The organism is Gaetbulibacter sp. M235 (assembly GCF_043876835.1).
GTDB lineage: Bacteria > Bacteroidota > Bacteroidia > Flavobacteriales > Flavobacteriaceae > Yeosuana.
This window is the reverse complement of sequence record NZ_JBAWJZ010000006.1, coordinates 248,233-258,969: the sequence shown is the minus strand read 5'-3', so window position 1 is coordinate 258,969 and position 10,737 is coordinate 248,233. Positions and strand designations below refer to the sequence as shown.

At 31.1% G+C, this 10,737-nt stretch carries 12 protein-coding genes; all 12 read left to right on the top strand.

Annotated features, from left to right (window positions below; genetic code table 11):
• Positions 1-114 precede the first annotated feature (114 nt).
• The 12 genes from V8G69_RS11845 to V8G69_RS11790 all read left to right on the top strand — a co-directional run bounded on the left by V8G69_RS11845 (position 115) and on the right by V8G69_RS11790 (position 10,596).
• Positions 115-537 carry a hypothetical protein gene (locus tag V8G69_RS11845; RefSeq protein WP_394882158.1) on the top strand — a complete coding sequence of 141 codons (423 nt, stop codon included), beginning with the start codon at positions 115-117 and terminating at the stop codon, positions 535-537.
• 186 nt (positions 538-723) lie between these two features.
• On the top strand, positions 724-1,245 hold the full coding sequence (locus V8G69_RS11840; protein WP_394882157.1) for a hypothetical protein: 522 nt from the start codon (positions 724-726) through the stop codon (positions 1,243-1,245).
• Positions 1,238-2,020, top strand: coding sequence for a nucleotidyltransferase (locus tag V8G69_RS11835; protein WP_394882156.1), 783 nt, complete (start codon positions 1,238-1,240; stop codon positions 2,018-2,020). The genes V8G69_RS11840 and V8G69_RS11835 overlap by 8 nt, the downstream gene beginning before the upstream one ends.
• 176 nt (positions 2,021-2,196) lie before the next feature.
• The gene (locus tag V8G69_RS11830) at positions 2,197-2,844 is read left to right on the top strand and encodes a porin family protein (RefSeq protein ID WP_394882155.1); all 648 of its coding nucleotides are present in this window, start codon (positions 2,197-2,199) and stop codon (positions 2,842-2,844) included.
• Positions 2,845-3,096: 252 nt separating this feature from the next.
• Positions 3,097-3,597: an SMI1/KNR4 family protein gene (locus V8G69_RS11825; RefSeq protein WP_394882154.1), complete on the top strand. Its 501-nt coding sequence runs from the start codon at positions 3,097-3,099 to the stop codon at positions 3,595-3,597.
• Positions 3,598-3,763: 166 nt separating this feature from the next.
• Positions 3,764-5,209, top strand: a complete 1,446-nt coding sequence (locus V8G69_RS11820) for a hypothetical protein (protein WP_394882153.1) — start codon at positions 3,764-3,766, stop codon at positions 5,207-5,209.
• Positions 5,210-5,368: 159 nt separating this feature from the next.
• Entirely contained in the window at positions 5,369-6,040 is a 672-nt protein-coding gene (locus tag V8G69_RS11815; protein WP_394882152.1) for a serine protease, read from the top strand.
• Positions 6,041-6,228: 188 nt separating this feature from the next.
• Positions 6,229-6,552, top strand: coding sequence for a hypothetical protein (locus V8G69_RS11810; RefSeq protein WP_394882150.1), 324 nt, complete (start codon positions 6,229-6,231; stop codon positions 6,550-6,552).
• Between the two features lie 171 nt (positions 6,553-6,723).
• Positions 6,724-7,545 (top strand): hypothetical protein, encoded by an 822-nt coding sequence (locus tag V8G69_RS11805; protein ID WP_394882148.1) that lies wholly within the window; start codon positions 6,724-6,726, stop codon positions 7,543-7,545.
• 287 nt (positions 7,546-7,832) lie between these two features.
• Positions 7,833-8,546, top strand: a complete 714-nt coding sequence (locus V8G69_RS11800) for a hypothetical protein (RefSeq protein ID WP_394882147.1) — start codon at positions 7,833-7,835, stop codon at positions 8,544-8,546.
• Positions 8,547-8,843: 297 nt separating this feature from the next.
• Entirely contained in the window at positions 8,844-9,926 is a 1,083-nt protein-coding gene (locus V8G69_RS11795) for an ATP-binding protein (protein ID WP_394882146.1), read from the top strand.
• Positions 9,919-10,596 carry a response regulator gene (locus V8G69_RS11790; RefSeq protein WP_394882144.1) on the top strand — a complete coding sequence of 226 codons (678 nt, stop codon included), beginning with the start codon at positions 9,919-9,921 and terminating at the stop codon, positions 10,594-10,596. The genes V8G69_RS11795 and V8G69_RS11790 overlap by 8 nt, the downstream gene beginning before the upstream one ends.
• The last annotated feature ends 141 nt before the right edge of the window (positions 10,597-10,737 follow it).

Sequence of the window (10,737 nt, the reverse complement as noted above, 5' to 3'; positions counted from 1 at the left end):
CTTGTTTGCTTGCATCTGATTTTCCTTCGGAAAATCCTCGCACTCAAACTACGCACTATTCTTATACATAACCGTTGTACGCAAGCAGAAAAAAATTGAGGAACAAAAAATCCAATGAAAAATAAAAGAAAAACCACAATCCTGATTTTATTGGGAGGAATAATTACAATTATCGGATTCGGAATTTGGTTCACCAATTTTGGCTTGTTCGAAAAACCAATTGAATTGCTTATCAAACAGGAATGTGATTATGAAGGATTACGAAAAGTTGCAATGTATGAACTGAATGGAAACGCAACAGCTAATAATTCAATCCAGATTACTGCATCTGATTGTAATTACCCGACAGAAATTGAAAATTCTGAACTGATTTTTTCTGCGAGTTTAGCAAATATTAAAACGACAGACATAAGTTTTGAGTGGAAAAGTTTTGATACTTTAACAATTAAGTATAATGAGAAATTAAAGATTTTTAGACAAAAAAAAGAATCGGAATCTGTAAATCCGAAAATAATATTTGAATATAAACCTGAATAAAAGCCTGCGTACAACACCTCATAAAATTTATGCTTACATTTAAACTAAATAATGAACCGACAAACATTCAACTAACGATTTGCTACATCCGAAAAATCTCCGATTTCTCAGTCGCACAAATCTTATAAAATACCGTTACCAGCCATAGAAAAAAACAACGAACAACAACCAAAAAACTAACAAACAATGAATATTATCCAACAAATAGTCGATTTTTTTAATCACCCAATATTTATAATTGTTGGTGGACTTACAGTTGTTTTTGCAACAATTGGAATTATATACAGAATAGTATGTATTGTACTTGGAATTTCACCTTTAGTATTTAGAATTGGAAAAGCTGTTTGGCGCAGAAAAGTTGCTATTATTGGAAGTGCTGAAGCATATTCTTCGTTGAAAGAATGTATAACTGATACAGACATATTTAAAAAAGGAAATGTAATTCATATTACTTTAGATAACATTGATAAAGCAAAAGACCACACTCTTTTAATTGTCGACTGGGAAACAAGCAGTAATCAGATAGACCATATTTTTTTAGCAAGACGAAATCACAATACTGCAGTTATCATTTTCGCAAAAGCTGGTTCAATTCCTCACGATAAGATGTCAGAGATTGCGAATAAATCAAACACAGTGGTTGTGAACTTTAAAGGACGATTACTTAACGATATTTTGAATTCATTAATAACCACAAGTTTTGACTGAAATTAATATGTATTTACAAACAATTTTAGATAAGTATGCACCAAGAAATTTAGAAAGTTATAATTCAAATATTTCAACACTAAAATCTAGTCTTGAATCTTGGGCTTCTTCCTGCTACATTTCAATCATCAATTCTGGCTCTAGAGCCAAAGGCACAGCAATATCATTAGCTTCTGACGTTGACTATCTAATTTCACTATCAAGTAGTTGCAATTCAAATAGTGGAGGATTAAAAAGTATATACGATTCGTTGCATTCACATCTAAAAGCAAGATATAACCCTGTTAGAAAACAAAACGTTTCTTTTAGGATTGAAATTGGAACTTTGGAAGTGGATATTACACCTGCTCGAAAGCATTCAGGAAACACAAACGACCATTGGATTTATGTTTCAAAAATAGATTCCTGGAGACAAACGAATATCCAAAAGCATATTAATGATGTTTCTGGTTCAGGTAGATTAAATGAAATAAAACTTTTAAAAATATGGAGAGAACTTAATGGACTTGATTTTTCTTCTGTTTATTTAGAATATTTAACCATCAATATTTTATCAGGAAAATCAAAAGACTATTCCAAACTTGGAGACAATTTTTGGTTTATTTTACAAGAATTAAGTAAGGATACAAGTAATCCACTTTCTAGCCGAATTGTTGACCCAGCAAACTCAACTAATATTTTGTCAGACTTACTTAACTCGACAGAAAAAAACGCAATTATTTCTAAAGCAAAATTAGCAATAGGACAACAATATTGGAGTAATATTATATGGTAAAAAGAAAAAAACTACGGCTGGTAACACCGTATATAAAAAATTGCTAGTTTTAGCTAAACCAATGTTAGTTGCTCGTTTGCTAGCTTCTGATTTTCCTTCGGAAAATCCTCGCTCACAAACACGCAACTTTCCATATACATCAACGTTAGCAAAAATTAAAAACAAACTCAAATTGAATGACAAAAATAATATTGCAGCTAATATTTTTTATTTCCTTTTTTAATATTGTTGCTCAAAATTCAAAATTTGAAATAGGTCCTGAGATAGGATTAAATATTAGCGATTTTCGATATATTGAGGCTAAATATGTAAAAGGTTCTGATATAAAAAGAATATCATTTGGAATTACAGGTAAATTAAACTTTTCCAGAAATTGGGCTCTGAAATCAAAGCTAAAATATGAAGGAAAAGGGATTTTGATTGAAGTCGGTTCTTTTGAAAGAGGGCTTTTAACACAAAAATTAAACTACTTAGTAATGCCTCTTATGGCTGAATGGAGACTAGGAAAAGGAAATTTACAAGGTTATTTAAATTTTGGTATATATGGAAGTAGACTAATGTCTGCTAGACAAGAACTTATCAAGGTAAATAGTACAATGGGTGAAAAAGATATTAAAAATAATAAAGATGAATTCAAGCCATATGATTCAGGGTTTTCTGGTGGAATTGGAGCTATTTATAAATTGAAAAAAAATTTAAAAATTACTCTTGATTTGGGAGGACAATATGGAATGAGTCCAATTGATTCCGAATTAAAATCTGGTACTGGTTGGAGAGCTAATCAAAATTTAAGTGGAAATATTGGTATGCTAATAGGATTATAAACTTTTGCTAACACCGTATAAAAAAAATTGCTAGTTTTAGCTAAACCAAAGTTAGTTGCTCGTTTGCTAGCATCTGATTTTCCTTCGGAAAATCCTCGCTCACAAACACGCAACTTTCCTTATACATAAACGTTGTGTACAATTTGAGAAATGACAGCAATTAACAAATTTACGTTTGGAATCCTATTTCTTTTGTTGTCTTGTGGAAACTCAAAGGATTTGACAAAATTGACTTCAAATCAAACAAGTGAAATGAAAAAAATACTGACTGACCTATTCCAAAAGTCATTGACTACAAATGACAATAATTATTTCACTTCCGAGCAAATCAAAAATAAATGGATTGGAAATCTTCCCGCAACAGAAAAAGAAATTGAAGAAACTGAATTAAGGCTTGCAATTAAATTACCTGCCGACTACAAAGAATTTCTAAAAATAGCAAATGGATATCCGACTTATAATGATGCAGTTGAGCCAAGTTTTGAGAAAATAAATCAAATTGAATATTTGAAAAATTTTGACCCAGATATGATTAAAATTTGGAGTCAAAAACAAACAGAAGATATTGGAAAAGAATTAAATAAAAGTATAATTGTTGCTGGAAAGCAAGAAGAGCAATGGTTTCTTTTAATACCGCCAACTGACAAAAATGACAAATGGAAATATTGGAAATTTGCAAGTTGGATTCCAGGAGAAATAGAATATAAAAATCTGACCGAATACTTTTTGGATACAATAAACGAAATTGAATAAAAAAACTGTACACAACACCGGCTATAGTTCATTGCTTCTGACTTTCCTTTCGGAAAGTCCTCGCAAATTTGCTATCTTCGGTTTACGGCGGAAAATCCTCGCGGATTTTCACGCAACGAAACCATAGCCAAAACCGTTACCACCAATTTGAAAAAAACCTCGAACTTTGTTAAAAGCAATCGATGAAAATAATAAACGGATTTCACCCGAAAAAGGAAAATTGGGATTTTGTCAATTATGCAGACAGAGTGTTCGAGCTTATTGTGGCGAAATAAATATACACCATTGGAGACATATAGAAATTCAGAATTGTGATTCTTGGAACGATGGAGAAACTGAATGGCATCGTGAATGGAAAAACGAATTTCCAGATGACTGGCAAGAAGTAATAATCGAAAAGGATTTTGAAAAACATATTGCTGACATCAAAACACCTAATAACTTAGTTTTAGAATTACAAAATTCATCTATTTCAAGCACAACTATCAAAATTCGAGAAAAATTTTATGGTAAAATGATTTGGCTAATTAATGCCAATGACTTTAAAGACAACTTTAGTATAAGTAGCCAAGTAAAGACTCAATTAAGATATTTAGAAGAAAGTCATAGAAGTTTAATGTACTATGAACCTGAAGATAGTTTAGAGTTAAAACAAGCCAAAGAAGAACTTAAAGACATTGAATATGATTTAAGAAATCTTGGTTACAAAGTTTCTAATTTAAAAGGTAAAATTAGAGAAGTAAAAGAATTATTAGAGGAGTTTAAAGAAACAATTAAAATAATTATTAATAAGAATTACTTCTATTCTAGCACTTTAAATGATTTTAATTTAGCTCAAAAAAAAGAGTATTTAGAGATTAAGGAAAATATAAAAAAACTAAAAGAGGAACTTCAAAACAAACAGAATATTTTAACGAGAATAAACGAATTAGAAAATTGCAAAATTGAAAATTATTCAGATTATAAATACATAAAGCCAAATGAAGTTAGCTCGTCTTCATTTTCTAAATGTGCTTTAATAGAAAAAGAAAGTGAAGCTACATTTTTTCCAACTATACTTCATTTCAAGTCTAAAACTGAATTTGAACAAATTTCTAAAAATCAAAAGTATCGTTTAATTGTAAATCCTTCAGAAAAATTAAAGAAAACTAAAGAAGAAATAATTGAACTAAAAAATAACGTAGGAATACTATTAGAAAAAAAATCAAATACAAAAAAGGAAATAAAATCACAATTAAAGTCTTTTCTTAAAAAAAATAAAAAAAGCTTCAAAGAAGAATTAAACTCTATAGAAGAGAAAAAGTTAAAATTAAAAAGTGCTTTAACTTTAAAGGAAAACCAAATTGAATCAATTCAAGAAAATGAATCTAAAAAAAGAGAAGAAGAATTAATTTCAATAGAAAAACAACACAAAAACGAACGGTTTGAAATTATGAAGAAATATAAAGGTCTTTATAATTACAATTGGAAACATAAAAGAAAAAGTTGGAACTTTTCAGAAAAGAAAATTTATTTAGATTTTGAAAATGCCATTTTTGAAATAATTAATGACAATAGTTTGAGAAAACATAAAAAGTCGGAATTTATAGAAACAGTAAAAAACTGGTGGTAACACCGTATATAATTTATTGCTAGTTCTAGCCTACTTACGAAAATCCTCGCGGATTTTCTATTCGGTTTTTATTTGCTAAATTAGGTGCTTAAACAACGCAACAAACCATATACAACAACGTTGGCAATAATATTGGTAACCTAACCTGAAATTTAATAAATGATAACAGCAAACGTAATAGCAAGAACATATCACATCAAATATAAAAATGGAACTGGCACTTGTTTTACTATAGACTTTGAAGGTAAACAGTATTTTGTGACTGCAAAACACGTAATTGAAAATCTAAAAAACGGAGAAATTGTAGAATTGTTTTATAAGAAAAAATGGCAAAAAGTTCAAGTAAAATTAACAGGACATTCAAAATATTCTGACGTCTCTGTATTTGCAACAGATATATTATTAAATAAAGACTTACCATTACCCACAAAATTTGGCGGAATTGCTTACGGTCAGGATTTATATTTTCTGGGTTTCCCTTATGGATTAAAATCTGAAGTTGGTTCTTTAAATAGAGAGTTTCCTTTCCCGTTGGTAAAAAAAGGAATTTTGTCAGCTATATTTATGGAACCACCTGCAAAATATATGCTAATTGACGGACATAATAACCCTGGATTTTCTGGAGGTCCTGTAGTGTTCAAAGAAGGAAATAGCAATGTTTTTAATGTTTGTGGTATAATTTCATCCTATCGCTTTGAATTACAAGAAACTTATTTAAACAATAAACCAACACAAATTAAATTAAAGGCTAATACTGGAATTGTGATTGCATACACAATAGATAACGCTATTGAATTAATCAAATCAAATCCAAATGGGAAGGAAATATAAAATACTATTGCCAACATTGTATAAAAATAATGCGTAAGTTTATTCCTAAATCAAAAAGTTAGTGCTTGTTTGCTTGCATCTGATTTTCCTTCGGAAAATCCTCGCACTCAAACTACGCACTATTCTTATACGTAACCGTTGTGGTGCATTAAATGAAACAGCAACTTTTAATAACGACTATCATCTCAATGAGCATATTCAACCTTTTTGGACAAAATAAAAAAACTGTATTCAAATTTAAAGACCCTGAAAACAAAGCTTGTTTTACCTGCGACCACATATTGAAAGGCGAAAGAACTATTCTTTTTGTGTCTCACGATGCAAACGGAGATTGGCAATTTATGTGTGGACAAGATGACCACACGGACAAGAATGCAAAACTGATTTCTCTAAAGCAAGCGACAGAACTTGACCCAACTGTTAACGACTTGTATGAAATGCCATTGGACTTTGGCGCAGATAGAAAATCAGTAAAAGACAAATGGGAACCTTTTCGACTTCCAACGGAGTGAAATAAAATAAAAAAAACGCACCACAACAACGGCTATAATCCATTGCTCGCAACATGCTAAACCAAAAATCATTACCTTTAACTTGGCTCGATTCCTACTCCGAAAAATCTCTGATTTTTCTCCGCAACGGAATCATAGCCAAACCGTTGTGCCTCATTTGAAAAAAACTTAATGAATATAATTGAAACACAAAGACACCCATTAAAATTCTATGCAACATTAGCATTTGGATTTCTTTTTTTATTTGCTTTAGGTTCATTTATGATTTTCATTGGTTTAGAAAATGAACCAAATCAACAAGCGGAGACCAAACGTATTATCATGCCAATTTTTGGCTGTCTAATTTGTCTTTTAGCGATTTGGATGGTCTATTCATATTGGAAAAATTCACCGAAAATTACTATTGACCGAAATAATTTAAAAATTGGAAATGAGACGTTTAGACTAAACAGTATCAAAGATGTAATACTAACAGGAAAAATGCCTTTTCGCTTTATAATAAACTTTCCAATGGAGGGAACTGCAATTTTATTTAATGATGGTAGAGATAAAATTTTGTTCGATGATATGTATTCAAATAGTTACGAAGTGAAATCGTTTCTCGAACAAGTCATTATCAACAAGCAAGAATTTAAAATAAATACACCAAAGAAAGTTAATAGTAGCAAACTTCGATTTGAAAACACAGAAATATTTAAAGGAAATCAGTTCACAAGTTTGAGGGGAATTTCACTTTGGGTTCTAATTGGAGTTTTTGCTTTTCCGATAATTATTAAAGGAACAAGTCTAAAATTAGGAGGTTTAATATTCTTTTTCCTTTTTGGTACTTTTTGGTTTGTATTGCATTCTTGGTTAATGCACTACTTTGGACTAACAAAAGACTTTTTAATTATTCGGAATCATAATTTCATTTGGAAAGAAATAATTTACAATTATTCTGATATAAAAGAAGTAGTTTTTGAGAGCCAAGGAAAACAACCAAACTGTATGTGAGTTATAACAAATGATTTTAGAAATAAACTTTATCCAGCAGGAACATTAAGAGACAAAACTTGGTTGGAAATGAAAAAGAAATTAGAAGCAAAAGGCGTGAAAGTAAGAAATGAATGCATATACTAATAATAAAAACGAGGCACAACAAAGTATATAAAAAATTGCTAGTTTTAGCTAAACCAATGTTAGTTGCTTTGTTTGCTAGCTTCTGATTTTCCTTCGGAAAATCCTCGCACACAAACACGCAACTTTCCATATACCAAACGTTGTGCAACATTTGACCAAAGATGAAAATATTCGGATTTTTTAAGAAAACAACAGAAAGTTTGAATGACAGACAATCTCAAAATGTAATTGAAAAATCGGAAACGGAATTTCTCATTGAGATAAAACCAGATTCGGAATTTGAGTATGTTCACGTTGAAGAAAATGGTAGCGTAAGAGAATTAACGAGAGAAGAAAGAGGATATTTAAAAGAGGAGTTTGCACCTACAGATGGAGCAAGACCATACATAAAATTCAGATATAAAAGTAAAACACCTGACAACAAACTTTGGGGATTTCTTCCAAGAAAAAAAGTCCCTAAAAATATTGAGATTGAGAATATAAAAATGGACAAAGAAACGTGGAGAAGGAATTGGATTCTAATGATTAAAGATTTAACCAATTTAGAATATCAGAAAAAAACTTGGCTCGACTCAAAAAACACGAATCCATATTATTCATTCATAGAATTTATGTGTTCTTACTTTGACGATTTGGATTTATCAGATGGATATAAAAAGCATATCGAATCGGAATTTGTAACAAAAGCTGAATATGAGATAATTTCAGATTGGCACAAATTGCTTTCCGAATACGAATCACCAAATAATGATGACTATGACAATAGAGCTATTTTAAATGACAAAAATTGGTTGGAAATTATTGATTTAGGAAAAAAATCGTTGGAATCTCTAAAACCGAATTTAGATAAATTTGAACGAAGTTTATTAATATAAAAAACGTTGCACAACAATGGCTATAAGTAATTGCTTGTTCTCTCCTACTTCTGAAAATCCTCGCGGATTTTCAGTTTGGTGTGTACTTGCAAAGTTAACCTCTAACCCACGCAACTACTCATAGCCGAGACCGTTGTGCGTCATACCTGAAACCCTGCGCTCATTGGCACATTTGGTATTTTGCCGACACACAATCCAACGCTAAAAAAACCAAAAGAGCCAATCTTGCCAATACTCAAATGACTGACATTTTTACAAAATCTTTATACCTAAAACTATAACTTTGTAATAAAAATATTGGACATTCTTAAAACTAGAAATTACAGTAAAATAAACCAATATGTAATAAGTATTCTATTTATTGCAGTTACTACTATTGTTTGTTTTTATTCCGTTGAATTTGTTGGATATCAAGCTGTAGCCTTAATTTTATTGTTAGCTGTTTCGCTCAACGCAATTTTGTTTGACATTTTTCCTGTACTGCTTTCAGCATTGTTAAGTGCCTTGATATGGAATTTTTTGTTCATCCCTCCTGTTTTCACGTTTCATATTGACAATATAGAAGATACCCTAATGTTTTTGATGTATTTTGTCATTGCTTTAATTAATGCCGTATTAACGTTTAAAATCAAGGACTTTCAACAAAAAGAAAAAGATAAAGAAAACAAAGAAAAGAGCATAAAACTTTACAATACTTTGCTCAACTCACTTTCGCACGAGTTGAGAACGCCCATTTCAACCATCATTGGAGCCATTGATACAATCAAGGACAGACACACAAAACTTTCTGACCACAACCGAGAAGAACTGTTTTCCGAAATTGAAATTGCAGGGTTTCGCTTAAACAGACAAGTTAAAAACTTACTCAATATGAGTAGATTAGAGGCGGGATTTATTCAACCAAAAAATGACTGGTGCGATTTGAATGAACTTGTTTTTACGGCAATTAAGGATGAAAAAGATGAAACCAACAATAATATAATTGAGTTTACGCCTAACGAAAATTTGCCTTTGTTTAAATTTGATAGTGGTTTGGTAGAACAAATTCTACAAAACATCATTCATAACGCTTTGCAACATACACCTGAAAATTCAACGATAACCATTGAGTTAAGCCACAGCGAAACGCATTGTATCATTCAAATTTCAGACAATGGCAAAGGGTTTCCCGAAAACGAAATAAATTTGGTTTTCAATAAATTTTACCGATTAAACAACACCGCAACAGGTGGAACAGGATTAGGGCTTTCCATAGTAAAAGGTTTTACAGAAGCGATGAACGGAAAGGTTCACTTGGGAAATTTGTTACAAGGTGGTGCAAAATTCACCATTGAAATCCCTGCGGAAACATCGTATATCAATAATTTAAAAAATGAATAAGGCAGAAATACTTATAATAGATGACGAGCCTCAAATTCGTAAATTGCTTCAAATCAATTTAGAAAGTAACGATTATAAAGTCGTTCAGGCAAGTACGGGAAAAGAAGGCTTGATTTTATCTGCCAGTCATCCACCTGATTTGATTTTGCTCGACATTGGTTTGCCTGACAAAAGTGGACACAAAATTTTGCAGGAACTTAAAGAATGGTATAACAAACCTGTTATTATACTTTCGGTACAAGACAGCGAAACTGATATTGTTACAGCGTTAGACAATGGAGCAACCGACTATTTAACCAAGCCTTTCCGTACAGGTGAACTATTGGCACGTATCCGTTCTGCAATAAAGCGAAGTCAAAATACTGAAAATATCTCGACAGTCATTTGTGGTGATATTGAAATAGACCTTATTGCTCGAATTGTTAAGAAAAACAACGAAATAATAAAACTCACTTCCACCGAGTATAACTTGTTGGCATTGTTTGCCAAAAATGAAGGCAAAGTATTGACACATCAATATATTCTAAAAGAAATTTGGGGCGTTGGCTACCAAACCGAAACCCAATATCTACGGGTTTTTGTGGGTACGCTTCGTAAAAAAACAGAAAACAACCCTAACAATCCGCAACACTTCATTACTGAAAGCGGTGTTGGTTATCGTTTTCAATAAACTTCCTTATACAATCTTTACCTCCCTGCAAAAAATTTTATCTTTTACTTATAGCTATTGCCGTTATTTTGCTATTGAATAAAATTTATAATAATTATGCATACTGTAGGTGCAATTTTACTAATAGCTGTGATACTCTTT